Here is a 25,488-nt window from a genome sequence, read left to right as displayed (position 1 = left end):
GCTCAGGCCTCCTTGCTGCTGATCACGGGGGTGGTGGCGGCCGTGGAGGTCAGGCCCCCGGCCATGAGGTCCTTGAACCGGTCGAAGAGGTAGCCGGCGTCGTGCGGGCCGGCCGCGGCCTCCGGGTGGTACTGCACGGAGAAGCCCTTGAGGACGCCGTCCTCGCCCCGCAGCTCCAGGCCCTCGACGCAGTCGTCGTTGAGGTTGACGTGGCTGACGGTGGCCTCGCCGTAGGGCGTGGTGGTGGCGGCGTCCAGCGGCGCGTCGACGGCGAAGCCGTGGTTGTGCGCGGTGACCTCGACCTTGTTGGTCGTGCGGTCGATGACCGGCTGGTTGATGCCGCGGTGGCCGTACTTCAGCTTGTAGGTGCCGAAGCCGAGCGCGCGACCGAAGAGCTGGTTGCCGAAGCAGATGCCGAAGTACGGCAGGCCCTGGGCCAGCGCCGCCTGCAGCGTCTCGACCTGGGCGGTCGTGGCGGAGGGGTCGCCGGGGCCGTTGGAGTAGAAGAGGCCGTCCGGGTTCACCGCGTTGATCTCCTCGATGGAGGCGGTGGCCGGCAGGACGTGCACCTCGATGCCGCGCTCGGCCATCCGGTACGGCGTCATGGCCTTGATGCCGAGGTCGAGGGCGGCGACGGTGTACTGCTTCTCGCCCCACGGACCGGGCTGGGCCGGCACCACGTAGGCCTCCTGGGTGGAGACCGCGGTGGACAGCTCGGAGCCGGCCATCTCGGCGGACTCCTGCACCTTCGCCAGCAGCAGCGCCGGGTCGGTCGTCTCGGTGGAGATGCCGACGCGCATGGCGCCGCGCTCGCGCAGGTGGCGGGTCAGCGCGCGGGTGTCGACGCCGGAGATGCCGACGACGCCCTGCGCCTTCAGCTCGTCGTCGAGGCTGCGCTGCGCGCGCCAGGAGGAGGAGACGCGGCTGGGGTCCCGGACGACGTAGCCGGCGACCCAGATGCGGGAGGACTCCGGGTCCTCGTCGTTCACGCCCGTGTTGCCGATGTGCGGGGCCGTCATGACGACGACCTGGCGGTGGTAGCTCGGGTCGGTCAGCGTCTCCTGGTACCCGGTCATGCCGGTGGAGAAGACCGCCTCGCCGAAGGTCTCGCCCTCGGCTCCGTAGGACTCACCGTGGAAGGTGCGACCGTCCTCCAGGACCAGCAGGGCCGGCTTGGGCTCCCGGGTCGAGGACGTCGCGGGCGTGGGGGCATGCGAGGGCACGCCGTACCTCCTTCTCCGCCTCACAGGACGGGTCGTTAAAGGATGTCGGACTGCGCCCGAGAATAGCAGCGCCCAGGCCTTTCGCCCCTTCCGCGCCACGCTCGTCCACCACTCGACACGGCGCGTGTGACGGACCCCTCCGCGGCGGTGCCCCACCCGCCCGGGACCTGACGCAGGAGGGCGGGGAACCCTGGACGGCCGGGCGCCGTCCCACGGAGCATGACCACCATGACGCGCCGTTCCCGCACCCGTGCCCCGCTCGCCGTGACCGCCTGCCTCGCGCTCGGTCTGGTCCTGGGGGCGTGCGGCTCGGAGGACACGGTCGCCTCCGACCCCGGCGCCGCCTCGTCCTCCTCCCCCGGCACCGTCGACGAGGAGCCGGCCTCGTGGCCCGAGGACGCGTCCGTCGACCTCGTCCGGGCCGACGACGAGGCGGGGACGGCCTACGCCGAGGCCGCGCCGGTCGGCGGGGCCGCCTGGTTGGCGGACGAGGGTGCGCTCGTCTACGTCGGGGAGGTCGGCTACTCGGGCTCGTGCGCACCGAGGGCGACGTTGCGGGCGGACTGGTCACTCGCGCTCGCTCCGGGCGGCGACAAGGACACGATGTGCACGATGGACGCGGTCTCGTGGGTCGTCGTCGTCACCGGGCTGGAGACCCCGCCGACCCAGCTGCAGGTCACCGATCTCTCGGGCACCTCCACGGTCGAGGTCGTGGGCGCCTGAGCGCAGCCGTCGTCAGTGCCAGGATGGAGGGCGTGGCACGCACGATCCTCGATGACGTCATCGACACCGACTACGGCCGGCTCGACCTCGCCTGGACGGACGGGTTCGACCAGGACGGCGACGTCGACTCCCTGTTCGAGGGCCAGGCGAACGGGCTGGTGGGCGCAGCCTCCGCGGACGGGGTGCACCTCACCCTCGCGCGCCGGTCGGGTGGGTCGCACGTCACCGTGACCCTGCACGACGTCGAGCCCGCACCCCCCGACGACGCCTGGGAGGACGTGGTGGAGGTGTCCACCGTCGTGACCGAGGACGCAGCACCGCGCTGGGTCGGCTGGGCGGGCGAGGACAGCGGCCCCCTGCCCGTCCCCCCGGGCGAGTACCGCCTCCGCGTCAGCGCCACGGGGCGCGACGCCGGCCGCGACGGGGAGTTCGCGGACGAGGTCGTCGACCGGTACGCGGTCGACCTGTGGCCGGCCTCGCGGGCGACGGACGCGATCCTCCGCGTCACCAGCAGCGACGCCGCCACCTGGCACGAGGCACGCGGCTCCCGGCCCTGAGGACAGGCCGTCGCGGGACGGACCCCGGTCAGACCAGCAGCTCCGGCACGTTGTGCGGGGTGACGACGTGGATGGGCGCGCTCAGCGTCTCCGGCTCCCCCTCGATGGCACCGTGCGCGCGCATGATGTTCTGGCAGGCCGTGCGCATGTCGTGGCGCAGGTCGTGGTGCAGCACCGCGGTGAGCTCGTCACCGCGCAGCAGGTCGAGGTTGTCGCGGTCGAGGTCGTGCCCGACGAAGACGCGGACGTCGCGGCCGGCCTGGCTGAACGCCGAGAGGATCGCCCGGTTGCCCCCGCCGACCGAGTAGACCGACGTGATCCGGGGATGCGCCTCCAGCGTGCGCAGCGTCGCGGCCTCCACGGCGGCGTCCAGCCCGTCGGTGTCGGTCTGCTCGACCAGCACCCGTCCGGGGTTGCGGCTGCGCATCGTGGAGCGAAAGCCCATCTCCCGCTCCTCCTCGTTGCGGAAGACGCTGCTGCTCAGGGCCACGAGCACCTCCCCCTCGTCCGGGCCCAGCATCTGGTCCACCAGGTAGGCGGCGGTCGCGCCGGCGGAGCGGTTGTCGGTGCCCACGTAGGCGGCCCGCCTGCTCAGGGGCAGGTCGGTGACCAGGGTGATGACGGGGATGCCCTGCTCGACCAGCGAGTCGACGGCGGCGACCACCTCCGGCACGTCCGGGGCCTTGAGGATCACCCCGGCCGACCCACGGCGCCCGATCTTCTCCAGGACCCGCACGATCTCGCCGGCATCCCCGGACTCGCGGAAGTCGAAGCGGGAACGGATGACGGCCGGGTACAGCATCGGCAGCTCCGCCTCGAGGGCCGCCTTGACGGCCGAGGAGAAGCGGTCGGGCGCGTGCATGACGACGTCGACCAGGAAGGTACGACCGGTCAGCCGCAGCTGGCTGCGCTGGCGGTCGAGGTCCGTGACGGCCTGCTTCACGAGGGCGACGGTGCTGGCCCGGACGCCCGGACGCTCGTTGAGCACGCGGTCGACGGTCGCCTCGCTGAGGCCTGCCTGACGGGCGATCTCCCGGATCGGGTACGGGTGTCCCACGCAGGCATCCTCGGGGCAGCCGCGCACTCCGTCAACGGGTGATGGCTTTTTGATGGGAGTGTCGCTGTTGACGCTGATGTGTCACGAGCCACAACATCGTCCACGTGCTTCTCCAAGACCGCGTCGTGCTCGTCACCGGCGCCACCCAGGGCCTCGGCGCGGGCATCGCGCGCGCGGCCGCCCGCGAGGGCGCCCTGGTCGTGGTGTCCGGGCGCGACGCCGAGCGTGGCGAGGCCGTGGCCGCAGGCTTGCGCGCGGACGGGGCCTCGGCCCACTTCGTGCGGGCCGACGTGGCCGACCCCGCGCAGGCGCGGGACGCGGTGGCGCAGACCGTCGCGCGTCACGGCCGCATCGACGGGCTGGTCAACGCCGCCGGCTCGACGGCCCGGGGCACCCTGCTGGACACGACCCCGGAGCTCTTCGACGCCCACGTGGCGGTCAACCTGCGCGGCCCGTTCTTCACCATGCAGGCCGCGGTGGCCGACATGGTGAGTCGTGGTGCCCCCGGCTCGATCGTCAACATCATCTCGATCGACTCCCACGGCGGTCAGTCCTTCCTCTCCCCCTACGTGGCGGCCAAGGCCGGCCTCGTGGGGCTGACGAAGAACGCCGCCCACGCCCACCGCTGGGACAGGGTCCGCGTCAACGGCCTCAACATCGGCTGGACGGCCACCGACGGCGAGCACCGCACCCAGGGAGCCGGCACCGCGGACGACCCGGACGGCTCCGTGTGGCTCGAGCGCGCCGCCTCGTCCGTGCCGATGGGGCGCCTCGGCGACGTCGACGAGATCGCCGACCTCGTCGTCCTCCTGCTCTCCGACCGCAGCGGGGTCGTGACCGGCTCCGTCATCGACTGGGACCAGACGGTCGTCGGGGGCCTCGGCCTCGCGCCCGGCGACGTCCCCCGCAGCACCTGACCCAGCCTGACCAGCACCACACCTGACCAGCACCACCCTGACCGCTGGCCCCGACCAGGTCAGCCTCACCAAGAGAAGGAACCACCATGCGACTCGGACTCATCGGCCTCGGCCGGATCGGCGCCTTCCACGCCGAGACCCTGAGCAACCTCGACGCCGTCGAGACCCTCGTCGTCGCCGACGCCGTGCCCGCCGCGACCGCCTCCGTGGCGGAGAAGTTCGGCGCCGAGCCCGCGGACAGCCCCGAGGCCCTGATCGCCTCGGGCGTCGACGGCGTCGTGATCGCCGCCGCGACCGCGGCGCACGCCCCGCTGCTGCGCGCCGCCGTGGACGCCGGCATCCCCGCGTTCTGCGAGAAGCCGCTGTCGGCCGTGCTGGCCGACGCCGTGTCGGTGGCCCAGCACGTCGAGGACAGCGGCGTCGCCGTCCAGGTCGGCTACCCGCGCCGCTTCGACCCCGCCTACCTGGCGGCCCACGACGCCCGCGTCGCCGGCGACCTGGGCTGGGTGCACACCGTCCGCTCGACGACCCTCGACCCGGCCCCGGCTCCCCGCGGCTACATCGAGACCTCCGGCGGCATCTTCCGCGACTGCTCGGTGCACGACTTCGACACCGTCCGCTGGATCACCGGCCAGGAGCCGGTCGAGGTCTACGCCACCGGCCACGCCCACGGCGACCCGATGTTCGCCGAGCTCGGCGACGTCGCCACCGCCCAGACGCTGATCACCTTCGCCGACGGCTCCACCGGCGTCGTCTCCAACACCCGCTACAACCCGCGCGGCTACGACGTGCGCCTCGAGGTCCACGGCACCGGCGACTCCGTCGCGGCCGGCTGGAGCGACCAGGCCCCGCTGCGCAACCTCGAGCCCGGCAGCACCTGGCCCTCGGCCCAGCCGTGGGGCTTCTTCATGGACCGGCTCACCGACGCCTTCCGCGCCGAGCTCACCGCGTTCACCGAGCTCGTCTCCGGTGCCCGCACGGAGTCCCCCTGCACCGTGCAGGACGCGCTGGCCGTGGCCTGGATGGCCGAGGCCGCCGACCTCTCCCTCAAGGAGCACCGCCCCGTCACGATCGACGAGGTGAAGTGATGGCCGCCAGCGCGAAGATCGCCGGCGCCCCCATCTCCTGGGGCGTGTGCGAGGTCCCCGGGTGGGGCCACCAGATGGATCCGACCCGCGTCCTCGGGGAGATGCGTGACGCCGGCCTCGTGGCCACCGAGATCGGGCCCGACGGCTTCCTGCCGCGCGACCCCGCCGAGATGGCGGCCGTGCTCAAGGAGCACGAGCTCACCGCGGTCGGCGGCTTCACGCCGGTGATCATGCACGTCAAGGGCCACGACCCGATGCCCGAGGTGGACAGGGTGCTGGCGCAGTTCGCCGCGACCGGGGCCGACGTCCTCGTCCTCTCGGCCGACTCCGGCCAGGACGGGTACGACTCCCGGCCGGTGCTGGACGGCGACGGCTGGAAGCTGCTCCTGGGCAACCTGGACCGGATCACCGCCCGGGCGGCCGAGCACGGCGTCCGCGCGGTGCTGCACCCGCACGTGGGCACCATGGTGGAGAACGGCGAGGAGGTGCAGCGCGTGCTGGCCGGCTCCACGGTCTCGCTGTGCCTGGACACCGGGCACCTGCTCATCGGCGGCACCGACCCCGCCGAGCTGACCCGGCAGGCGCCCGAGCGGATCGCGCACACGCACCTCAAGGACGTCGACGCGTCGGTGGCGGCGAAGGTGCAGTCGGGACGCATCTCCTACACCGAGGGCGTCGCGAACGGCATGTACCGTCCGCTCGGCCTGGGTGACGTGGACGTCGCCTCGATCGTGAGCACGCTCGGCACGCACCACTACGACGGCTGGTACGTGCTCGAGCAGGACACGATCCTGACCGAGGCGCCGGTGGGCGAGGGTCCGCTGGCCGACGTCCGCACCAGCGCGGACCACGTCCGTTCCGTCCTCGGCTCGCTGTGAGGGACCGGCTGTGAGCGGCGGCCACCCCGAGGCGTCCGTCGCCGGTGACGAGCCCCAGCGGATCGAGCCACTGCGGATCGGGCTCCTCGGGGCGGCCCGCATCAGCGAGACCTCCCTCGTGAAGCCGGCGCTGGCCACCGGGGTCCGCCTCGTGGCGGTCGCCGCCCGCAGCCGCGAGCGGGCCGAGGCGTTCGCGGCCCGGCACGGTGTCGAGCGGGTGCTCGACTCCTACGCCGACGTGATCGCCGACTCCGACGTCGAGGCGGTCTACAACCCGCTGGCCAACAGCCTGCACGCCGCCTGGAACGTGGCGGCCCTCGAGGCCGGCAAGCACGTGCTCACCGAGAAGCCGTCGGCGAGCAACCACGCCGAGGCGTCCTGGGTCCGGGAGCGGTTCGCGGCGACGTCCGCCCGCTTCGCCGGCCAGGTGTTCATGGAGGGCTTCCACTACGTCTACCACCCGATGTTCGTCCGCCTGCTCGAGATCGTCGCCTCCGGCGAGGTCGGCGAGGTGCGGCACGTGGAGAGCACGCTGCTCATGCCGGCGCCCGACGACTCCGACCCGCGGTGGGACCTGGCGCTGGCCGGGGGCGCGATCATGGACCTCGGCTGCTATGCCCTGCACGCCCAACGGGTGCTGGGCGCCCACGCCGGCGGCGCGCCCGTCGTCACCGGCGCACGCGGCGAGCAGCACTCCCCCGGTGTCGACGCGTGGGCGGACGTGGAGGTCGCCTTCCCGGGCGGCGCGACCGGCCTGGCCCGCTGCTCGATGACCTCGGGCCACTGGGAGATGGCCGTGCACGTGCACGGCACCCGCGGCTCCGTCTCCGTGCCCGACCTGCTCTACCGCGAGGACGACGACCGGGTGGTCGTCCGCGCCTCCCCGGAGGCCGGCGGGGCCGAGCGCGTGGAGCACGGCGGCACCGACTCGACCTACACCCACCAGCTGCGAGCCTTCACGGCCGCGGTGCGCCACGGGGCAGCGGTGGCCACGGACGCCGACGACGCCGTGGCCACCATGGCCCTGGTCGACGACGCCTACCGCGCGCTCGGCCTCGCTCCCCGCCCCAGCGCCCCGCGAAGCGCTCCCGTCCGCTGAGGTTTTTTTGACGGATCGGATGAGGTTCCCCGGCCCTGACGCCGGGCGTAACGTGCCTCACACCAGCCCACCTCGACCCCATCGGGAAGGAGTCAGGGACATGCCCTCACTCACCAGCTCCACCGCCGCATCGGCCCGCACCACCACCGGCTGGCTGTCGGCCGACGACTGCTCGCTGGAGGACTTCAAGGCCGTCGTCGAGCAGACCACGGAGCTCGCCGACTACCCGTTCGCAGACGCGGTCGCCGACAACGTCCTGCTGTACGGCGAGAAGCTCCGCGCCGCCATGGCCGGGCCGCAGCGCCGCGAGGTGCAGGCCGAGCTCGTGCGGGCACTGACCGACGGCCCCGGCATCGTCGTCCTCCAGGGCGCCTACGGCGACCACGCGGTCGTCGACCGCGCCACCGACGCCTTCCTGGCCCGCATCGAGCTCGAGAAGGCCGCGGGCACCGCCGCCGGCGACCACTTCGCCAAGCCCGGCGCCAACGACCGCGTCTGGGGCGCCCTCGACAAGCTGGCCGTCGCCGAGCCCGAGGTCTTCGCCGACTACTACGCCAACGACGCCCTCGCGCTGATCAGCGAGGCCTGGCTCGGCCCCGGCTACCAGGTGACCTCGCAGGTCAACGTGGTCAACCCCGGGGGTCAGGCCCAGCGCGCGCACCGCGACTACCACCTCGGCTTCATGGACGCGGCGACCTCGGTGCAGTTCCCGGCGCACGCCCACCTGCTCTCCCCCGCCCTCACGCTGCAGGGCGCCGTCGCCCACTGCGACATGCCCGTGGAGACCGGCCCGACGCTGTACCTGCCCTACTCCCACCAGTACGAGCCCGGCTACCTCGCCTTCCACCTCCAGGAGTTCACCGACTACTTCCTGGCGAACTACGTGCAGCTGCCGCTGGCGAAGGGCGACGCCGCGTTCTTCAACCCCGCGCTCTTCCACGGGGCCGGCACCAACGTCTCCACCGACGTGCGCCGGATGGCGAACCTCCTCCAGGTCTCCTCCCCGTTCGGGCGGGCGATGGAGTCCGTCGACCGCGTCGCGATGTGCAAGGCGCTCTACCCCGTCCTGCTCCAGCGGCAGGCCGACGGCGCCGACCAGGCCGACCTCGACAACGTGATCGCGGCGTCGGCCGAGGGCTACTCGTTCCCGACCAACCTCGACCGCGACCAGCCCGTCGGCCTCATCGCACCCCAGACCCAGGCCGGCCTCATGCGCCAGGCCCTGGCCGAGAAGTGGTCGGTCGAGGAGCTGGAGCAGGCCCTGGACGCCCAGGCCGAGCGCACCCGCCCCGGGCTCGCGTGAGCACGAGCCCCGTGGCCGCCTCCCCCGCGTTCCTCGCCACTTGCTGGTCGCACACCGGTGACGCCCAGCCCGGCCCCGGCGGTCGACACCTTTCGCCCCTCGACCTGCGCACGCGCGCCGAGGCAGCAGCGGGCGCCGGCTTCACCGGCATCGGCTTCACCATCGAGGACCTCCAGGCCTCGCCCCTCGCGCTGAGGGAGGTAGGTGCGATGCTGGACGACCTGGGCCTGGTGCACCGCGAGGTGGAGCTGGTCGAGGACTGGTGGACCACGGGTGAGCTGCGCCGCGCCTCGGACGCCAAGCGGGCCGCGCTCGTGGAGGCCGCGGGCGCGCTCGGGGCCGTCTCGGTGAAGGCCGGTCCCGCGGTCGGGGACCTCAGCGGGTCGATCCCTGAGCTCCTGGACCCGGACGAGGTGGCCCACTGGGCCGAGGAGCTGCACCGGCTCGGTGACGACTTCGCCCCGGTCGGGGCGCGCGTGGCCATCGAGCCCCTGCCGTTCGCGAACATCCGGGACTTCCGCCGGGCCGCCGACCTGGTGCTGGCGGCCGACCACGCCGGCGTCGGGCTCGTCGTGGACCTGTGGCACGTCGACCGCGGGCCCTCGACGGTCGACGACCTGCGGGCACTGCCGGGCGAGAAGGTCTTCGTGGTGGAGCTCAACGACGGGCCGGCTCCCACCGGCGAGGCGCCGTTCCCCGAGACCCGCGATCGGAGGCTCGACCTGGGTCGAGGCACGTTCGACGTGCACGGGATGGTCGGCGCCCTGCACGACGTCGGGTTCTCCGGCCCGTGGGGCGTGGAGATCATCTCGCACGAGCAGCGCCGCGGCCCCCTGGCCGAGGTGCTGGCGGAGAACCTGCGCGCCGCGCGTGCCGTCGTCTCGTCCGTGGTCGGGGCTGGTGCGGGCGCCTAGCACACGCACACCCCCTGCGGTATCGCGTACCGCGACGGCCGAGGTCGTGTGCAAAGCCTTGCACCGCTCGGTGTCCACGAGTTCGCTGGCCGTGGCGGGGCACCCGTCCCGGCCGGCGGCACTCGGACCAACGGAAGGGCACCCTCCATGCGCGCAGCAGCCTGGATCTCCTCGATCGTCCTCGGGATCGTCCTCGTGGTGGGTGGGGTGGTGACCTGGTCGGTGGTCGCCTCCACCTTGTCCGCGCAGCGGATCACCGTCTCGGCGGACGCCGACTGCTTCGCCGGGGCGGACGTCGACAACCCGTTCGCCGCCTACTGCCAGGCCAAGGTGATCGACAAGCACACCCTCGGGATCACCGGCGGCAAGACCTACGCGGAGCTGGACCAGGACGACCCGCTGCGCCAGACCGCGATGACCTCCGCGTTCCTCCAGTCCTCGCTGTTCACCTCGGTGCTGGCCTTCGGGATGAGCGCGGTGGCCGTCGCGATGGGGCTGATCTTCGTGCTCCTGGGGCTCGGGATGCGCGACGTCAGCCGCAGGGCCGAGCCGGTGCCCGTCCCGTGACCGTGCGCCCTTGACCAGCCGTCAGGGCACCCTTACCGTCGGTGGATGACCTGGCTCTGGTGGACGCTCGGCGTCGCGGGCACGCTGGCCTTCGTGGTGCGGCTGGAGCGGGCGCAGCGACGCCGTGCCCACAGCCAGGTGCGCCCGGTGCAGCCCGGGGTCGGCATCGGCCTCGGCGAGGCGCCGCACGTGGGGCACCGCATCGGCTGGACCTACAAGGGCTGAGGCGCCGGGCTCAGAGGTCCTGGGCGATCCGCCGCTGGGCGGCCGCGTGCTCCTGGTCGGTGATGTAGCCCTTCGCCAACAGCTCGTCGATGACGCGCAGCCGGTCGACGGGCGAGCGGCTGACGTCGTCCTGCGTGCGTCCGGTGGAGGCCTCCGGCCCCACCGCCGAGCCGCGCGCGGCGCCGCCGGCACCGGCCGGCCAGGGGTGGTCGGCCAGGGTGTCCCCCGCGAGGTCGGGCACGTCGGCCGCGCCGGACACATCAGGCATGTCGGGCGCGTCGGTGGCGGCGCGCGTGGCAGCCGCGCGGGCCTCCACCTCGTCCGCCTCGTGCTCGCGACCCTCCTGGCGCAGGACCGAGGCCCGCACGACCTCGGGCGACGGGGTCAGGTCCGAGCGGCCGCGCACGAGCCGACGCACGGCCGAGCCCGTGCCGGCCAGGAGCACGACGACGGCGACGACCGCCACCAGCCAGAAGCCCCCGTCACCCTCGAACATGCCCCCACGGTATCGCCCGGGGACCCCACGACGCACGACAGCCCCGTCCTGACGATCCCGTGCTCAGCGCCGGCTCGTCCTCGCCGTCGCCCGCGCGGACCAGGGGTCCTCCGGCCAGGGGTGCTTGGGGTAGCGCCCGCGCATCTCGGCACGCACGCCCGCGTAAGGCCCGTCCCAGAAGGAGGCCAGGTCAGCGGTGACCGCCAGCGGGCGCCCGGCCGGGGAGAGCAGGTGCAGCAGCACGGGCGCCCGGCCGTCGGCCAGCCGCGGGGTCTCGGCCAGACCGAAGCACTCCTGCAGCTTGCAGGCCACCACCGGCTGGCCCGAGGCGTCCGCGTAGTCGACCCGGTGCGTGGCACCGGAGGGCACGGGCAGCCGCTCGGGCGCCAGCTCGTCGAGCCGGGTGGCCTCGGGCCACGGAAGCAGGCCCCGGAGCCCGCTCAGCACGTCGAGCCGCGCGAGGTCCTTGCCCGAGCGGACCCGGGAGACGTCGAGCCAGTCGTCGAGGCCCTCCGCGAGCGCCGTGTCGGAGACGTCGGGCCACGGCGCCCCCAGCTCGCGGTGCAGGAACGCCAGCCGGTGCCGCAGGGCTCTGGCGGCGTCCGACCAGGGCAGCACGTCGAGGCCGTCGCGGGCCAGGGCCTCGCGCACGGCCGCCGCCACCGCCGTGGACGAGGGCTCCGCCAGCGCGGTCGCGGACAGCTCGATCGCGCCCAGCCGCGTGACGCGGCGAGCGCGCAGCCGTCCCTCGCGCCAGGTCACCTCGTCCTCGGTCGTGCGGCGCGCGGACGCCGCCACCAGGGCCAGCTCCTCGGTCAGCGGCGCCGCGGAGCGCACGCGAGCCCGGGCCTGCCCGGGGCGGCGGTCGACCTCGGCCACGGCCAGCCACTCCAGCTCGGCCAAAGCACCGGGCACGTCGCAGCCGGTGCCGCCGACGAGCAGGTGACCGGCAGAGCCGGTGCGGCGACGCGCGACCCGGTCGGGCTGGGCCAGCGCCACGACGGCGCCCACCGCGAGGTCGTCGGTGAGCGTCTCGCGGGGCTCGGGGGCGTCGCCGACGCTCGGCAGCAGGCGACGCACGGTCTCCGTCCAGCTGCGCGGCCTGTCCCGCCGCACGGACCGCAGGGCGGCCACGAGGTCGCCGTCGGGGGTCCGGTCCTCGGCGAGCAGGGCGACCACCTCGGCGGCGCGGCGGGCACCCACGAGCGGTGCTCCGTCGAGCAGGGCCCGCCCCAGGCGCGGGTCGACCGGGAGGCCGACGAGCGAGCGGCCTCGCGCGGTCAGCCCGCCGGTCTCCTCCAGCGCCCCGAGGTCGGTGAGGGTGGAGGTGGCCGAGGCGAGGGCGGCGGCGGGCGGCGCGTCCGGCAGGGACAGGCCGACCCCGCCGGGGGTGCCCCAGGCGGCGGTCTCGAGCGCGAAACCGACGAGGTCGGCCACCGCGATCTCCGGCAGCGGGTGCGCGGCCAGGTGGGCGTGATCGGCCTGGGACCAGCAGCGCAGCACGGTGCCCGGGGCCTCGCGTCCGGCGCGGCCGCCGCGCTGCTCGGCCCCGGAGCGCGAGACCCGCACCGTCACGAGACCGCCGAGCCCGCGGGCGGGGTCGTGGCGGGGCTCGCGGGCCAGGCCGGCGTCCACGACCACGCGGACGCCGGGCACGGTGAGCGAGGACTCGGCCACGGCGGTGGAGACGACGACCCGGCGGCCCGGGCGGGGGCTGAGCGCGTCGTCCTGCGCGGAGGCCGGCAGCCGCCCGTGCAGGGGCAGGACGTCGGCGCCGCACCCGGCCAGCGCGGAGCAGACCCGGTCGACCTCGCGGGCGCCGGGTACGAAGACCAGGACGTCGCCCTCGTGCTCGGCCAGCGCGGTGCGGACGGTCGCGGCGACGTGGGTCAGGAACGTCGGCGGCACGCCCCGCTCGTCGACGGGCAGGACGCCCGGGGCGGGCGGCGCCCAGCGGACCTCGACGGGGTGCAGGGAGCCGGGCACGTCGACCACGGGGGCGTCGAGCAGGGCGGCGAACCGGTCGGCGGCCAGGGTCGCCGACATGGCGACGAGGCGCAGGTCCTCGCGCAGCGCCGCCCGCGCGTCCAGCAGCAGCGCGAGGGCGAGGTCGGCGTCGAGGGCACGCTCGTGCACCTCGTCCAGGACGACGGCGTCGACGCCGTCCAGCGTCGGGTCGGCCTGGAGCCGCCGCAGGAGGAGGCCGGTGGTGACGACCTCGATCCGGGTGGCCGGCGAGACGGCCCGCTCGCCGCGCACGGAGAAGCCGACGGTCTCTCCCACCCGCTCGCCCAGCAGCGAGGCGAGGCGCCGGGCCGCCGCCCGCGCGGCGATCCGACGGGGCTGTGTCACCACGACCCGACCCGGCACGTCGAGCGCCACGGCGGGCGGCACCAGCGTGGTCTTGCCCGAGCCCGGCGGCGCGGTGACCACCGCCGAGCCCGACCCTGTCAGCGCCGCGCGGAGCCGGCCGAGCCCGCCGGCGACCGGGAGGTCGGGCGGGTCGGCCAGCAGGCGCGCGAGCGCGTCCACGCGCGAGGCGGTCAGACCAGCGTGCCGTCGAGCACGGTGGCCCGACCGCGTAGGAACGTCGCGCGCACCGACGCCCCGAAGGAGCGCCCGTGGTACGGGTTGTTGCGCGAGAGGGAGACCGAGTCGGCCCGGTCGACCGTCACGTCGGCCGAGGGGTCGACCAGCGTGAGGTTCGCCGGCGCGCCGACCACGAGGCCCTGGCCCTGACCCTCGAGCCCGGCGATCCGGGCGGGGGTCGTGGACATCACCCGGGCCAGGTCCGCCCAGGTCATCCGCCCCGACTCGACCATCACCTGCGCGACGACCTGCACGGCCGTCTCCAGACCCAGCATGCCGAAGGCGGCGTCGACGAAGGCGTGCTCCTTGTCGTGCCGGGCGTGCGGGGCGTGGTCGGTGGCGACGGCGTCGATCGTGCCGTCGGCCAGCGCGGCGCGCAGCGCCTCGACGTCCTCGGCCGGGCGCAGCGGCGGGTTGACCTTGAACGTCGGGTCGTAGCCCGCGAGCAGGTCGGTGGTGAGCAGCAGGTGGTGCGGCGTCACCTCGGCGGTGACGTCGATCCCCTGCGACTTCGCCCAGCGCAGCACCTCGACCGACCCGGCGGTGGAGACGTGCGCGACGTGGACCCGGGAGCCGGTGTGCCGGGCCAGCATCACGTCGCGGGCGACGATGACGTCCTCGGCGACGCCGGGCCAGCCGGGCAGCCCGAGGCGACCCGACAGCTCGCCCTCGTGGCAGCAGGAGGCCGACCCGGCGAGGTCGGTGTCCTGGCTGTGCTGGCTGATCACGCCGCCGAACGCCTTGACGTACTCCAGGGCCCGGCGCATGACGCGGGCGTTGCCGACGCACCTGCCGTCGTCGGAGAAGACCCGGACCCGGGCCTTGCTGCGGGCCATGAGGCCGATCTCGGAGAGCTCCTCGCCGGCCAGGCCCTTGGTGACCGAGCCGACCGGGTGGACGTCGACGACGCCCGCGGCCAGCCCGAGGGCGTGCACGCGCTCGGCGGCCTCGGCGGTGTCGGTGACCGGGTTGGTGTTGGCCATCGCCAGCACGGCGGTGTACCCGCCGACGGCGGCGGCCTGGGAGCCGGTGAGGATCGTCTCGGCGTCCTCGCGGCCGGGCTCGCGCAGGTGGGTGTGCAGGTCGACCAGGCCCGGGAGGGCGACCAGGCCGTCGGCGTCCACGACCTCGGCCCCGCTGCGGTCTAGCCCGTGGCCGACCTCGGCGACGGCCCCGTCCACGACGAGGACGTCGGCGGCTGCCCCGCCCTCGATGGAGGCCCCGGTGATCAGCAGGCGGCTCACTTCTCGTTCCCTTCGCCGGCGAGGAGGTGGTACAGGATCGACATGCGCACGGCCACGCCGGCGGAGACCTGGTCGAGCACGACCGAGGACGCGGCGTCGGCTGCGTCGGCGGCGATCTCCAGGCCGCGGTTCATCGGGCCGGGGTGCAGGATCGGCACGTCCTGACGCAGCAGCGAGAGCCGCTGGCGGGTGAGGCCGTAGCCGACCGTGTACTCGCGACCCGTCGGGAAGAAGCCGCCGCTCATCCGCTCCTTCTGCACGCGCAGCATCATCACCGCGTCCGCCGTCGGGAGCACCTCGTCGAGGTCGTAGGACGTGGCGTACCCGGCGTCCTGGCTCCACGGGCCGACGCCGGAGGGCATCAGCGTCGGCGGGGCGACCACGGTGACGCGGGCGCCCAGCTTCGTCAGCATGCCGACGTTGGAGCGGAAGACCCGGCTGTGGGTCAGGTCGCCGACGATCACCACGTGCTTGCCCTCGAGCGGACCGAGGTTCTTGCCCTCGAAGTACCGCTGCAGGGTGTACGCGTCGAGCAGCGCCTGGCTGGGGTGCTCGTGCGTGCCGTCGCCGGCGTTGATGACGGCGGCGTCGACCCACTGGCTGACCTGCAGGGCCGCGCCCGAGGCGGAGTGGCGCATGACGAGGGCGTCGACGCCCATCGCGCAGATCGTGAGCACGGTGTCGCGCAGGGACTCGCCCTTGGACGCCGAGGACCCCTTGCCGGTGATGTTGATGGTGTCGGCCGAGAGCCACTTGCCCGCGATCTCGAAGCTCGAGCGGGTGCGCGTGGAGTCCTCGAAGAAGAGGTTGATGACCGTGCGGCCGCGCAGGGCGGGCAGCTTCTTGACCTGCCGGTGCTGCACGTCGTGCATCTCGGCGGCGGTGGCGAAGAGTGTCTCGACGTCGTCGATCGAGAGGTCGTGGACGCTCAGGAGGTGCTTCTTCACGCCTGCTCCCCCTTCCGCCCGACGTTGCTCGGGCCCTCCGCGATGCGGACCTCCTCGTAGCCGTCGGTCTCGGCCAGCCGGACCATCACGCGCTCGCTGCGGGCGCTGGGGAGGTTCTTGCCGACGTGGTCGGCGCGGATCGGCAGCTCGCGGTGGCCCCGGTCGACGAGCACGGCGAGGCGGACGACGTCGGGGCGGCCGAGGTCGTTCATCGCGTCCAGCGCGGCGCGCACCGTGCGGCCGGAGTAGAGGACGTCGTCCACGAGCACGACGGTCTTGCCGTCGATGCCGACCGGCGGGATCTCGGTGTGCTGCGGACCGCGCGCGGGGTTCTTGCGCAGGTCGTCGCGGTAGAAGGTGATGTCGAGGGAGCCCACCGGCACCTCGACGCCCTCGACGGCGGCGATCCGCGCGGCGATGCGCTGGGCGAGCGGGACGCCGCGGCTGGGCACGCCCAGGAGGACGAGGTCCTCCGCGCCGCGGTTGCGCTCCAGGATCTCGTGACCGATGCGGGTCAGCGACCGGGCGATCTCGTCGGCGTCGAAGACGACCCGGCCGGGCCGCTCCTCGCCGCTCGTGCCGGACGGGGGGCCTTGCTGGTCGGGCTGCTGCTCAATGCCGGACGGCACCACGCTGCGGACCTCCTTCTCCGCCTCACGGGACGGCTCGTTAAAGGATGTCGAACTGCTGCGCAGCCTAGCAGCGAGGACGGCTCACCCGGCCATCCCGCAGGCCCCGCCCCGGACGCGCTGGAGCAGGCCGAAGCCGGCGGCGCCGATGGCCATGAGCGCCGTGACCGGCTCGGCCGGCGAGGCGAGGACGAACGCGGGCAGGACGACCCACGCCGCCGCCATCGTGGCGCAGGGCGAGGACGCGACCGAGGCCCGCGGGTCGGGCACGTAGGTGGCCAGCGCGAGGCCACCGAGCAGCGCCGCCACGGCGATCATGGCCTGGTAGCCGGACGTCACGGTGCCCTGCACGCCGGAGGTGTAGACGAGCACCAGGACGACGCTCAGCACGACCGTGGCCAGCAGTCGGCGCGGGGTGACCAGGCCCCGCCAGGAGGACGAGGGCCGCACGCCGAGGTCGAGGCCCGCCACCGGGGTGAACAGGTCGACGGGCCGCTCGGCGTCGGTCGTGTCCTCGCTCATGCCGACCATGGTGCCAGATCCCCCCAGGGGGTGGGCTGCGCCGGCGGCACGGAGGAGGCTCGGACCATGTCGAAGCTCCCCTTCCCGGACGACGTCCGCGCCTTCCTCTCCCGCCCCAACCCGGCCGTCATGGCGACGCTGCGCAAGAGCGGTGCGCCGATCACGGTCGCCACCTGGTACCTGCTCGAGGACGACGACCGCGTGCTCCTCACCCTCGACGACACCCGCACCCGTCTCCAGCACCTGAAGCGGGACCCCCGGATCGCCCTGACCGTGACCGACCCGGAGAACTGGTACACCCACGTCTCGTTCCAGGGCGAGGTCGTGGAGATCGCCTCCGACACCGGGCTGGCCGGCGCGAACAAGGTCTCGCAGCACTACACCGGCCACGACTACCCCGACCAGGTCAGCCCGCGGACCAACGTCTGGGTGCGGATCTCCGACTGGCACGGCTGGGGCGCGCACAAGGACGACCTCAGCAAGCGGGGCTGAGGCCGCCCCGGCTGCGGCCGGCTCAGGCCTCGCTCACGTCGAGCAGCACCTTGCCCACGGCGCCGTTCTCGACGGCGTCGTGGGCGGCCGCCGCGTCCTCCAGCGCGAAGTGGTGCAGCGGGACGCCGGCGTCCGGCCCGACCCGGAGGGCACCGGCGTCCACGGCGGCGTTGACGTCGGCGGCGGCCGCCTCGAGGAGGTCCGCGCCGACGAAGTAGAGCATCGCGCCCTGGAGCCGGACGTTCTTGATCATCAGGTCGCGCACCGGGGCGTGGGCCTCGTCGCCGGGGTTCGCGCCGTAGAAGGCGATCGTGCCGCGGTTGCGCAGCACGGCGACGTCGTCGGCCAGGTTCGGCCCGAGCGCGACGTCGACCACCAGGTCGACGCCCTCGGGGCAGATCTCGGCCAGCGCGTCGGGCACGGAGCCGGCCCGGTAGTTCACCGTCTGGTGCGCACCGGCCGCGATCGCGAGCGCGGCCTTCTCCTCGCTGGAGACCGTGGCGACGACCTGCGCGCCCGCCCACCGGGCGAGCTGGATCGCGGCGTTGCCGACGGCACCGGCACCGCCCTGCACCAGCACGGTGGTGCCGCTCAGGCTACCGGGGGCGATCCGGTCGGCGTCCTCACCGCTGGTGAGCGCGCGGTGCGCGGTCATCGCCGGGACGCCGAGCGCGGCGCCCAGGTCGAACGAGGCCCCGACCGGCAGGGGGACGACGTGGGCGGCCGGCTGCACGGTGTGCTCGATCGCCGTGCCGTAGGCGCGGCCCGCGGCCTGGGCGAGGTAGGTCCAGACCCGCTCGCCGACCTCCAGCCCCGTGACGCCCTCGCCCACGGCGTCGACGACACCGGCGGCGTCCTGCCCGGGGCTGACCTCGGTGAAGTCGCCGTTCATGCCGCCGGCCCGGAACTTCCAGTCGGTGGGGTTCACGCCCGCGCGCACCACCCGGACCCGGACCTCGCCCGGGCCCGGCTCGGGCACGGGCCGGTCGACGAGGGTCAGGACGGAGGACGGACCGGTCTCGGAGTACACGACTGCTCGCATGTCGTGTGCAGCGTCCCGACCCCCGGGCGGTGTTCCCGACGAGGGGGTGAGAACCGGCGTCTCGTCGGGTCGGCGAGAGTCAGCGGGTGCTGGTCTGCGGCCAGACGTGGCCCCACCGGTCGACCACCAGCATCACGCGGTCCTCGCCGGCCAGCACGGTGGCCGCGATCCACACGACGAGCCACGCGCCGAGCGTGAGCACCGTGGCCAGGAAGTGTGCGACGTGCGCGGGCCGACGACGGTGCCGCAGCACCGCGGAGTGGTCGTCGCGGTACAGGACCTGCCCGTTGGTGGTCAGCACGCGGTCCCGCACCGCCACGTCCAGCAGACGGGTGCGCTCCGCGTCGTCGACCTCGTGCCAGGCCTCGGGCCCCGCCTTCGCCTCGAGCACCGCCGGGTCGCAGGAGTACAGAGCCCGCTGCCACCGGCGGCCGCTGAACCGCAGCCACCGGCGCCCGTCGTAGTGGTAGTCGCCGAGCACGGGCTTCTGCGTGGCGGTGGCGACGTCGGCGCCCTCGGGGTGCGTGAGCAGGACGGGTCGGGCCATGCCCGCAGCGTAGGGCCGCCGGACCGTCCTGTCAGGAACGTCCGGGCAGTCCACGCCGTCGCGCCGAGGATCGGGACCAAGGTCCCGGCTGGTGGGTCAGAGCGCGTCCGCCATCGCGGCGCAGGCCGCCAGCCACGACCGCTGGGTCGCACGCGAGAGCTCGGTGTAGGGCACCACCGAGCCCGAGACGAGCGCAGGGTCGTAGGGCACGCGGTGGACGCTGCGGGTGCGCTGCTCGTAGACGTCCTCGAGGTCGGCGGCGAGGCCCTTGTCCACCGTGGGCGAGGGGTCGGAGAGCACCGTGAGCGTGCGGTGCTTGAGGTCCGGGACGCCGGCGTCGGCCAGGGCGTCGAGCATCCACAGGCCCGAGTAGCCGGTGTCCTCGCGGACGGTGGAGGTCACGACGAGCAGGTCGGCGGCACCGGCGGCCGCCAGCCAGTTCTCGGCACGCATGTTGTTGCCGGTGTCGACGAGGATCACTCGGTAGAAGCGCTCGAGCAGGCCGTGCACCGCGCCGAAGTCGTCGGCGTGGATGGTCCCCGTGACGTCCGGACGCTCGTCGGAGGCGAGGACGTCGAAGTGGGCGTCGCCCTGCGAGCGGACGTAGGCACCGAGGTCCCCGATGCGCGACGAACCGACCTGGTCGAAGCGCTCCAGGTCCTCCAGCAGCTCGCGGGTGGTGTTGTGGTGCCCGGCGCGGGCACCCCGGATGCCGAGGGTGCCGCGGGTCTCGTTGTTGTCCCAGGCCACGACCCCGCCGCCGCGCACCGTGCCGAACGTGCAGCCGGCCGCCAGCACGCCGGTGGTCTTGGCGGCCCCGCCCTTGGGGTTCACGAAGGCGATGGTGCGCGGCCCGTCGAGGTCGCGCTGCACGCGACGGCGCAGGTCGTGGTGCTCGGCCTCGGCCGGACCCATCGCCGGAGACACCAGGCCGCCGCTCATGCGCCGCACGGCGCCCCGCCAGCCCCAGGTGGCCGGACCGGTCGTCGCCTCGGCGGCGCGCCGGTCGAGGAAGTCGGTGGCGGTGGCGAACCGACGCGGCTCGGCGTGCGCGCCTCCGCGCGGGGCGCCCTGCCGCTGCTCGGTGCGGTCGTCGGTCTGGGTCATCGGCATCTCCCGAGATGTCGAGCGGATGAGGGGATCGCACGGAGTGATTCCCCGCCAGGTCCGCCCTCACACATGTCTCCCCAGGCGGCCGGGTCAGGTACCCGGATCACGGACCCGATCAGGGACCCGGTTCACGTCCGGTTCAGGTCCGGGTCAGGTCCGGCGGACGCCCGCCGATGGGACGCGCATGAGGAGCCCGCACGCCGCCATGGCCGCGCTGACGGTCTGCCTGGTGCTGCTCGCGGGCCTGGCGCCGGGCTGCACGACCATCGGCCTGGCCGGGTCCGCGTCCCTCATCTTCCTCTCCCTGCTCGGCCGTCACCGCCGCGAGCAGCGTGCGGAGGCGGCGCAGGAGGAGGCCGCGCGCGAGCGCCGGCAGTGGTTCGTCTAGGTCGGCACGGTGCTCACACGCCGGCCTCGCCCAGCTTCGCGAGCACGACGCGGGCGGTCCGGTGGAAGGTCGGGTAGGCCAGGTGCATCCGACGCAGCGTCGCGACCGGCACGCGCGCGTGCACGGCGGTCGTGAACAGGCCGATCACCTCTCCCCCGGCCGGTGAGACCGCCGTGGCCCCGACCAGGACGCCGGCCTCGCGGTCGGCCACGACCTTGATCAGTCCGTGGGCGCCGTGGATCCAGCCGCGCGAGTCCCGGCCGACGTCCGCGATCGCGGTGACCACGTCGATGCCTGCCTCGCGGGCCTGTGCCTCGGTCAGGCCCACCGCGCCGACCTCCGGGTCGGTGAACGTCGCGCGGGCGACCGCGCGGTAGTCGCCCCACTCCTCGGGGTGGGTGTCGGGTCCACCGGTGGCGGTGCCGAGCAGGTCCTGCACGACCAGCGCACCCTGGTAGAGCGCGACCGACGTGAACGCGCCCTCGCCGGTGATGTCGCCGACGGCCCAGACCCCGTCGGCGGCGGAGCGACAGCGGGCGTCGACGGGCACGGAGGCGGCCGCGGGGTCGAGGCCGACCGTCTCCAGGCCGAGGTCGTCGAGCAGGGGGCGTCGCCCGGTCGCGACGAGCAGGTGGTCCGCGGTCACGGTGGCCTCGCGCCCGTCCTCGGCACCGTCCTCGGCACCGTCCTCGGCCGCGGTGAGGGTGCAGGTGAACCCGTCGTCGCCGTGGGCCACGCGGGTGAGGGTGGTGCCGGTGCGCACGTCCACGCCCTCGGTGCGCAGGACGTCGGCGAGCAGGTCGCCGGCCTCGGGCTCCTCGGGCCCCAGCAGCCGGGGCTCGGTCTCCACCAGCGTGGTGCGCGAGCCGAACCGGGCGAGCACCTGCGTGAGCTCGGCGCCGATGGGGCCGCCGCCGAGCACGACCACCGAGGCGGGCGCGGCGGTGAGCGCGACGGCGTCGCGGTTGGTCCAGTAGGGCGTGCCGGCCAGGCCCTCGACCGGCGGCACGGCCGGCTCGGTGCCGGTGTTGAGGACGACGCCGCGGCGGGCCGTGAGCAGCACGGAGCCGGTACTGGTCGTGGCGCGCACCCGGACCGCCCCGTCCGCGTCCCTCCCCTCGAGCCGGCCGTGCCCGCGCACCAGGTCGAGGCCCTTGCCCAGCAGCGGGCCGGCGTGGGCCTCGTCGTCCCAGTCGTGGTTGGCCTCCCGCACGCGCGCCGCGGCGGGCCCCAGGTCGGGGCGGCGGACGTCGACGTCGCCGGCGAGGTGCCCGGCACGCCGCGCCTCGGCCAGGGCGTCGGCGGACCGGATCAGCAGCTTGGACGGGGTGCAGCCCCAGAACGGGCACTCGCCGCCCACCAGGCCCGCCTCGACGCCCGCGACCTCGAGCCCGGCGTCGAGCAGCTTGTGGGCGACGTGCTCCCCGCCGCTGCCCATGCCGAGCACGACCACGTCGACGGTGCGGTGGAGGGGCTGCGGGCGGGTGGGGTCGTCGGCGGTGGGGCTGGTGCTCATGCGGAGCAGTCTGCCGGGCTCAGCTCTCGGTCAGGTGCTTGGCCCGTGCGAGGCAGAAGACGCCGTAGCAGGCGATGCCGACGGCCACGGCTCCGAGCAGCCACGGACCCGCCGGGGCGTCGCGGATGGTGAGCAGCGCCTGGTCGAGGCCGCCCGACTGCTTGGCGGAGTGGGTGGCGGCCGCGTACACGAACAGGCCACCGACGACGCCGAACGCGATGCCGCGGGCGGTGTACCCGACCTTGCCGAGGATCAGGAGCGCGCGACCGCTCTGACCGCTCTTGCCCTCGCCGTCGAGCTCCTTGCGGAAGCGTTCCGTGTAGGCCTTCACGACGTAGTAGACGCCCAGGCCGATGATGAACAGACCGACCGCGCCGACCAGGAGCTGCCCGGCCGGGGCGCTCATCAGGCGAGCCGTCCACGAGTCGGTGGAGGAACCGCCGCCCCCACCGCCACCGCCGCCGGTGGAGTCGGCGACGGCCACCTGGATGGCGGAGGCCGCGATGAAGCCGTAGGTGACGGCCTTGGCCAGGGACTTGCCGCGCTTGGCCCACATCTTGGCGCCGTCCTCGTCGGTGTGGCCCCAGATCGCCTGGCTCAGCTGCCACACCACGAGCGCGATGAGCCCGATCGCCACGGCCCAGACGAGGACGGCGCCGAGCGGCTGCTGCGCGAGCTGGTGGATGGCCCCGGAGCTGGAGGCGTTGGCGTTGTCCCCGCCGGAGCCGATGGCGAGCTGCAGCGCCAGCCAGCCCACCAGGATGTAGACGACCCCGTAGGCCGCCATGCCGATGCGGCCGGCCGTGTGGAGCTTGCTGTCCGAGGGCTTCAGGTGGCTGGGCGAGGGCGCACGGTCGGCGAGTGAGGTCATGCCGGACCGGTACCCGGGTGGGTGACGGACCCTCTCACCCGGCCGGGTGGTCAGGAGAGGTCCGCAAGGGCCGTCTCCACGGCTCGGTGGAACGTCGGGTAGGCGTAGATCATCGTGCGCAGCGTGGCCACGGGCACCTCCGCGTGCACGGCCAGCGCGAGCAGGCCGAGGATCTCGCCACCGCCGGGGCCGACGGCGGTCGCCCCGACCAGCACCCCCCGCTCGGCGTCCTCGACCAGCTTCAGGACGCCGCGGGCGCCGGGCCCGTGGGTGAAGCCGCGGCTGGAGGACTCCAGGGCGGTCGTGCCGGTGCGCACGGTGAGCCCGCCCTCGCGCGCGGCGGCCTCGGTGAGTCCCACCCCGCCGACCTCGGGATCGGTGAAGGTCACGTGCGGCACCGCGTGGTAGCGGGCGGGCTCGTGGTCGGCGCTCAGGACGTCGGCGAGGGCGACCGCGGACTGGTACATCGAGACATGGGTGAAGGCTCCGTGGCCGGTGACGTCCCCGATGGCCCACAGCCACGGGTCCGCGTCGCCGAGCGCCGTCACCCGGCAGCGGTCGTCGACCTCGAGCGTGCGCGAGGACGGGTCCAGCCCGACCCTCTCGAGGCCCACCCGGTCGAGGTTGGGCGTGCGCCCGGCGGCCACGAGCAGCTGCTCGGCCTCGAGGTGCTCACCGTCGTCGAGCGTCAGCGAGAACAGCCCGTCGGCGTGCGCGACGTGCTCCAGCGAGCGCCCGGTCAGCACGCGCAGCCCCTCGCCGACCAGGACGTCCTCGAGCAGGCGGGAGGCCTCGGGCTCGTCCCCGGGCAGCAGCCGCTCGCCGTGCTGCACGATCGTCACCCGTGCGCCGAACCGGGCGAAGACCTGCGCCTGCTCGACCCCGACGGGACCACCGCCGAGCACGACGAGGCGCGGCGGCACCGCGGTGGCCCGCACGGAGTCGCGGTTGGTCCAGAACGGGGTGCCCGCCAGGCCGTCGACGGGCGGCGTCGCGGGGCGGGTGCCCGGGTTCAGCAGGACGCCGCGACGGGCCGTCACCGCGCGCACCGACCCGTCGGGCAGCGTCACCTCCACGGCCCGCTCCCCGACGAGGCGGGCGGTGCCGTGCAGCACGGTGGCGCCGGCGTCCTGGAGTCGTCGCACGGCGATGGTGTCGTCCCAGCCGGTGGTGGCCTCGTCCCGGATGCGCGTCGCCACCGGCGTCCAGGAGGGGACGACCTCGACGTCACCGGCCAGGGTGCCGACGCGGTGGGCCTCACCCAGCGCGTCGGCGGCGCGGACCATCATCTTCGACGGGATGCACCCGTAGTAGGGGCACTCGCCGCCGACGAGGTGGGCGTCGACGGCGAGCACGTCCAAGCCGGCGGTGGCGGCGCCCGAGGCGGCCGCCTCCCCGCCCGGGCCGAGGCCGATCACGCAGAGGTCGACGGACAGGGGCTCGGGGGCGGGAGACGCGCTCATGGGCCCAGCCTGCCTCGGGAAGCACCGCGCCCCGCCCACCCGGGAGGGCGGACGGGGCGCAGGACGGTGCGAGGAGCGCTGCGACGGACGGGCGCTCAGGCCTTGGCGAGGCCCCGCTGGACGCCACCGAGGACGCCGTTGACGAACTGCGGGCTCTCGTCGGTGGAGAGGTCGCGGACCAGGCCCACGGCCTCGGAGATCGCGACCGCGGCCGGGACGTCGTCGGCGTGCAGCATCTCCCAGACCGCGACGCGCAGGACGTTGCGGTCGACGGCCGGCATCCGCTGGAGCGTCCAGCCGGTCGCGTGGGCGGAGATCAGCGCGTCGATCTCCTCGGCGTGCTCGACCACCCCACGGACGAGGACGCCCGTGTAGGGGTTGGTCGGGGCGTCGCCCTCGGCGACGGCCCGGTCGAGGGCGTCGACGGCCGACTCGCTCCGGAGCTCGGAGGCGAAGAGCAGGTCGAGCGCGCGCTTGCGTGCCTTGGTGCGTGCAGCCATGGAGGGAGGCGTCAGCCCTTCACGCGGGAGAGGTAGGAGGAGTCGCGGGTGTCGACCTTGACCTTCTCGCCCTGGTTGATGAACAGCGGAACCTGGATCTCGTGACCGGTCTCCAGGGTGGCCGGCTTGGTGCGGCCGGTCGCGGAGTCGCCGGCCAGGCCGGGCTCGGTGAAGGTGATGACCATCTCGACGGAGGCGGGGAGCTCGACGAAGAGCACGCGGCCCTCGTTCGTGGCGATGATCGCCTCGTTGTTCTCGAGCAGGAAGTTCGCGGCGTCGCCGACGATCTCCGGGGTCACCTCGAGCTGCTCGTAGGTGGAGGTGTCCATGAACACGAAGTTCGTGCCGTCGTTGTAGAGGTACTGGTAGCTGCGGCGGTCGACCGTGGCGGTCTCGACCTTGGTGCCGGCGTTGAAGGTCTTGTCGACGGTCTTGTTCGACTCGACGTTCTTCAGCTTGGTACGCACGAACGCGGGGCCCTTGCCCGGCTTCACGTGCTGGAACTCGACGACGGACCAGAGCTGGCCGTCGATGTTGAGGACCATGCCGTTCTTGAGGTCGTTCGTGGTGGCCATGCGCTC

General features: G+C 74.2%; 28 protein-coding genes. 12 read left to right on the top strand and 16 right to left on the bottom strand.

Annotated features, from left to right (window positions below):
- Positions 1-2: 2 nt before the first annotated feature.
- Complete coding sequence (gene carA, locus M8316_RS02565; RefSeq protein WP_250051742.1) at positions 3-1,223, bottom strand: glutamine-hydrolyzing carbamoyl-phosphate synthase small subunit; 1,221 nt, start codon at positions 1,221-1,223, stop codon at positions 3-5.
- A gap of 228 nt (positions 1,224-1,451) precedes the next feature.
- On the opposite strand from carA, the gene M8316_RS02560 reads away from it, so the two are divergent.
- Together M8316_RS02560 and M8316_RS02555 are read left to right on the top strand one after the other, a co-directional pair.
- Positions 1,452-1,946 carry a hypothetical protein gene (locus M8316_RS02560; protein WP_250051740.1) on the top strand — a complete coding sequence of 165 codons (495 nt, stop codon included), beginning with the start codon at positions 1,452-1,454 and terminating at the stop codon, positions 1,944-1,946.
- Positions 1,947-1,978: 32 nt separating this feature from the next.
- Entirely contained in the window at positions 1,979-2,503 is a 525-nt protein-coding gene (locus M8316_RS02555) for a hypothetical protein (RefSeq protein ID WP_250051738.1), read from the top strand.
- 28 nt (positions 2,504-2,531) lie between these two features.
- Here the strand turns inward: M8316_RS02555 and M8316_RS02550 are convergent, their stop codons facing one another.
- A complete protein-coding gene (locus M8316_RS02550; protein ID WP_250051736.1) occupies positions 2,532-3,560 on the bottom strand; it encodes a LacI family DNA-binding transcriptional regulator in 1,029 nt (342 codons plus the stop codon).
- Positions 3,561-3,664: 104 nt separating this feature from the next.
- On the opposite strand from M8316_RS02550, the gene M8316_RS02545 reads away from it, so the two are divergent.
- From M8316_RS02545 to M8316_RS02510, 8 genes are all read left to right on the top strand, one after another.
- Positions 3,665-4,477, top strand: coding sequence for an SDR family oxidoreductase (locus tag M8316_RS02545; protein WP_250051735.1), 813 nt, complete (start codon positions 3,665-3,667; stop codon positions 4,475-4,477).
- An 86-nt stretch (positions 4,478-4,563) separates the two neighbouring features.
- Positions 4,564-5,565, top strand: coding sequence for a Gfo/Idh/MocA family protein (locus tag M8316_RS02540; protein ID WP_250051733.1), 1,002 nt, complete (start codon positions 4,564-4,566; stop codon positions 5,563-5,565).
- Positions 5,565-6,443, top strand: a complete 879-nt coding sequence (locus tag M8316_RS02535; RefSeq protein WP_250051731.1) for a sugar phosphate isomerase/epimerase family protein — start codon at positions 5,565-5,567, stop codon at positions 6,441-6,443. Before M8316_RS02540 ends, M8316_RS02535 begins: the two co-directional genes overlap by 1 nt.
- Positions 6,444-6,453: 10 nt before the next feature.
- Positions 6,454-7,542, top strand: a complete 1,089-nt coding sequence (locus tag M8316_RS02530) for a Gfo/Idh/MocA family protein (protein ID WP_250051729.1) — start codon at positions 6,454-6,456, stop codon at positions 7,540-7,542.
- A gap of 100 nt (positions 7,543-7,642) precedes the next feature.
- Positions 7,643-8,845, top strand: coding sequence for a phytanoyl-CoA dioxygenase family protein (locus M8316_RS02525; protein WP_250051727.1), 1,203 nt, complete (start codon positions 7,643-7,645; stop codon positions 8,843-8,845).
- Positions 8,842-9,759, top strand: coding sequence for a sugar phosphate isomerase/epimerase family protein (locus tag M8316_RS02520; RefSeq protein ID WP_250051725.1), 918 nt, complete (start codon positions 8,842-8,844; stop codon positions 9,757-9,759). Before M8316_RS02525 ends, M8316_RS02520 begins: the two co-directional genes overlap by 4 nt.
- A 147-nt stretch (positions 9,760-9,906) precedes the next feature.
- Positions 9,907-10,326, top strand: coding sequence for an aromatic ring-opening dioxygenase LigA (locus M8316_RS02515; RefSeq protein ID WP_250051723.1), 420 nt, complete (start codon positions 9,907-9,909; stop codon positions 10,324-10,326).
- A gap of 45 nt (positions 10,327-10,371) precedes the next feature.
- A complete protein-coding gene (locus tag M8316_RS02510; RefSeq protein ID WP_250051721.1) occupies positions 10,372-10,551 on the top strand; it encodes a hypothetical protein in 180 nt (59 codons plus the stop codon).
- A 10-nt stretch (positions 10,552-10,561) separates the two neighbouring features.
- Here M8316_RS02510 and M8316_RS02505 read toward each other — a convergent pair whose 3' ends face one another.
- The 6 genes from M8316_RS02505 to M8316_RS02480 all read right to left on the bottom strand — a co-directional run bounded on the left by M8316_RS02505 (position 10,562) and on the right by M8316_RS02480 (position 16,978).
- On the bottom strand, positions 10,562-11,047 hold the full coding sequence (locus M8316_RS02505) for a hypothetical protein (protein ID WP_250051719.1): 486 nt from the start codon (positions 11,045-11,047) through the stop codon (positions 10,562-10,564).
- Between the two features lie 63 nt (positions 11,048-11,110).
- Positions 11,111-13,579, bottom strand: a complete 2,469-nt coding sequence (gene hrpB / locus M8316_RS02500; RefSeq protein WP_250051717.1) for an ATP-dependent helicase HrpB — start codon at positions 13,577-13,579, stop codon at positions 11,111-11,113.
- An 11-nt stretch (positions 13,580-13,590) separates the two neighbouring features.
- Positions 13,591-14,880 (bottom strand): dihydroorotase, encoded by a 1,290-nt coding sequence (locus tag M8316_RS02495; protein WP_250051715.1) that lies wholly within the window; start codon positions 14,878-14,880, stop codon positions 13,591-13,593.
- Positions 14,877-15,827: an aspartate carbamoyltransferase catalytic subunit gene (locus tag M8316_RS02490; RefSeq protein ID WP_250051712.1), complete on the bottom strand. Its 951-nt coding sequence runs from the start codon at positions 15,825-15,827 to the stop codon at positions 14,877-14,879. Before M8316_RS02490 ends, M8316_RS02495 begins: the two co-directional genes overlap by 4 nt.
- The gene (gene pyrR / locus M8316_RS02485) at positions 15,824-16,459 is read right to left on the bottom strand and encodes a bifunctional pyr operon transcriptional regulator/uracil phosphoribosyltransferase PyrR (protein WP_443689934.1); all 636 of its coding nucleotides are present in this window, start codon (positions 16,457-16,459) and stop codon (positions 15,824-15,826) included. Before pyrR ends, M8316_RS02490 begins: the two co-directional genes overlap by 4 nt.
- A gap of 81 nt (positions 16,460-16,540) precedes the next feature.
- Positions 16,541-16,978, bottom strand: a complete 438-nt coding sequence (locus tag M8316_RS02480; RefSeq protein WP_250051710.1) for a hypothetical protein — start codon at positions 16,976-16,978, stop codon at positions 16,541-16,543.
- 66 nt (positions 16,979-17,044) lie between these two features.
- Between M8316_RS02480 and M8316_RS02475 the strand changes: the two genes are divergently transcribed.
- Positions 17,045-17,470: a TIGR03618 family F420-dependent PPOX class oxidoreductase gene (locus M8316_RS02475; protein ID WP_250051708.1), complete on the top strand. Its 426-nt coding sequence runs from the start codon at positions 17,045-17,047 to the stop codon at positions 17,468-17,470.
- Between the two features lie 22 nt (positions 17,471-17,492).
- Here the strand turns inward: M8316_RS02475 and M8316_RS02470 are convergent, their stop codons facing one another.
- The 3 genes from M8316_RS02470 to M8316_RS02460 all read right to left on the bottom strand — a co-directional run bounded on the left by M8316_RS02470 (position 17,493) and on the right by M8316_RS02460 (position 20,166).
- Positions 17,493-18,512, bottom strand: coding sequence for an NADPH:quinone reductase (locus M8316_RS02470; RefSeq protein ID WP_250051706.1), 1,020 nt, complete (start codon positions 18,510-18,512; stop codon positions 17,493-17,495).
- A 79-nt stretch (positions 18,513-18,591) separates the two neighbouring features.
- On the bottom strand, positions 18,592-19,059 hold the full coding sequence (locus M8316_RS02465) for a hypothetical protein (protein WP_250051704.1): 468 nt from the start codon (positions 19,057-19,059) through the stop codon (positions 18,592-18,594).
- A 96-nt stretch (positions 19,060-19,155) separates the two neighbouring features.
- Positions 19,156-20,166, bottom strand: coding sequence for a MinD/ParA family ATP-binding protein (locus M8316_RS02460; RefSeq protein WP_250051702.1), 1,011 nt, complete (start codon positions 20,164-20,166; stop codon positions 19,156-19,158).
- A gap of 187 nt (positions 20,167-20,353) precedes the next feature.
- Here M8316_RS02460 and M8316_RS02455 point away from each other — a divergent pair, with 187 nt between their 5' ends.
- Positions 20,354-20,557, top strand: a complete 204-nt coding sequence (locus M8316_RS02455) for a hypothetical protein (protein WP_250051700.1) — start codon at positions 20,354-20,356, stop codon at positions 20,555-20,557.
- A 13-nt stretch (positions 20,558-20,570) separates the two neighbouring features.
- On the opposite strand, the gene M8316_RS02450 is transcribed toward M8316_RS02455, so the two are convergent.
- The 5 genes from M8316_RS02450 to efp form a co-directional block, all read right to left on the bottom strand.
- Positions 20,571-22,073 carry a dihydrolipoyl dehydrogenase family protein gene (locus M8316_RS02450; RefSeq protein ID WP_250051698.1) on the bottom strand — a complete coding sequence of 501 codons (1,503 nt, stop codon included), beginning with the start codon at positions 22,071-22,073 and terminating at the stop codon, positions 20,571-20,573.
- Between the two features lie 19 nt (positions 22,074-22,092).
- On the bottom strand, positions 22,093-22,944 hold the full coding sequence (locus M8316_RS02445) for a DUF1206 domain-containing protein (protein WP_250051697.1): 852 nt from the start codon (positions 22,942-22,944) through the stop codon (positions 22,093-22,095).
- 50 nt (positions 22,945-22,994) lie between these two features.
- Positions 22,995-24,407: a dihydrolipoyl dehydrogenase family protein gene (locus tag M8316_RS02440; RefSeq protein WP_250051696.1), complete on the bottom strand. Its 1,413-nt coding sequence runs from the start codon at positions 24,405-24,407 to the stop codon at positions 22,995-22,997.
- A gap of 95 nt (positions 24,408-24,502) precedes the next feature.
- The gene (gene nusB / locus M8316_RS02435) at positions 24,503-24,907 is read right to left on the bottom strand and encodes a transcription antitermination factor NusB (RefSeq protein ID WP_250051695.1); all 405 of its coding nucleotides are present in this window, start codon (positions 24,905-24,907) and stop codon (positions 24,503-24,505) included.
- 11 nt (positions 24,908-24,918) lie between these two features.
- Positions 24,919-25,482, bottom strand: a complete 564-nt coding sequence (gene efp, locus M8316_RS02430; RefSeq protein WP_250051694.1) for an elongation factor P — start codon at positions 25,480-25,482, stop codon at positions 24,919-24,921.
- Positions 25,483-25,488 lie beyond the last annotated feature (6 nt).

The sequence above is a fragment of the Nocardioides bruguierae genome (assembly GCF_023554635.1).
GTDB classification, from domain to species: Bacteria; Actinomycetota; Actinomycetes; order Propionibacteriales; family Nocardioidaceae; genus Nocardioides; species Nocardioides bruguierae.
This window is presented reverse-complemented; position numbering and strand designations above follow the sequence as displayed.